General features: G+C 74.7%; 1 protein-coding gene. It reads left to right on the top strand.

Annotated features, from left to right (window positions below; genetic code table 11):
• Positions 1-794, top strand: a 794-nt coding sequence (locus tag IH13_RS0135160; protein ID WP_158791489.1) for a beta-ketoacyl reductase, incomplete at both ends; no start/stop codon positions are given.

Raw genomic sequence — 794 nt, 5'->3', positions numbered from 1 at the left:
TAGCCGTGGACGCCTCCGACCGGCTGACCGCCCCCGAACAGGCCATGGTCTGGGGACTCGGCCAGGTCGTCGCCGTCGAGGAACCCGGCCTCCGGGGCGGCCTGATCGACCTGCCCGGCACTTTCGACACCCGCGCCGCCCGCCGCCTCTGCGGAGTGCTCGCAGACCCCGGGAAGACCGAGGACCAACTGGCGATCCGGTCCTCCGGTGTCCACGTACGCCGCCTCGTCAGGTCCGCACCCCGGCCGCCGGAGACCCGCACACCGTGGCAGCCCGCCGGCACAGTCCTGGTGACCGGAGGCACCGGCGCGCTGGGCGCCGTCGCCGCCCGCTGGCTGGCCCGCAACGGGGCCGCCCACCTGCTGCTCACGAGCCGTAGCGGCCCCGACGCCCCAGGGGCCCGGGAACTGGAGGCCGAGCTGACCCGGCTCGGAGCACGGGTCACCGTGGCCGCCTGTGACGTCACCGACCGGGAGGCTCTGGCCGCCCTCCTGGGCTCGGTACCCGCCGAGCACCCGCTGACCGCGGTCGTCCACACCGCCGGCGTGCTGGACGACGGCATGCTCGGCTCGCTGACGTCCGAGCGGGTCGAGCGGGTCCTGCGGCCCAAGACCGACGCCGTCCTGCACCTGCACGAACTGACACGCCACCTCGACCTGTCGGCGTTCGTCCTCTTCTCCTCGCTGGCCGCGACGTTCGGCAACGCCGGACAGGCCGCGTACGCAGCCGGAAACGCCTTCCTCGACGCGATCGCAGCCGTCCGCCGGGCCCAGGCGCTCCCCGCCACGTCCATC

It is taken from the genome of Streptomyces sp. NRRL WC-3549 (genome assembly GCF_000721935.1).
Taxonomy (GTDB): domain Bacteria; phylum Actinomycetota; class Actinomycetes; order Streptomycetales; family Streptomycetaceae; genus Streptomyces.
This window is presented reverse-complemented; position numbering and strand designations above follow the sequence as displayed.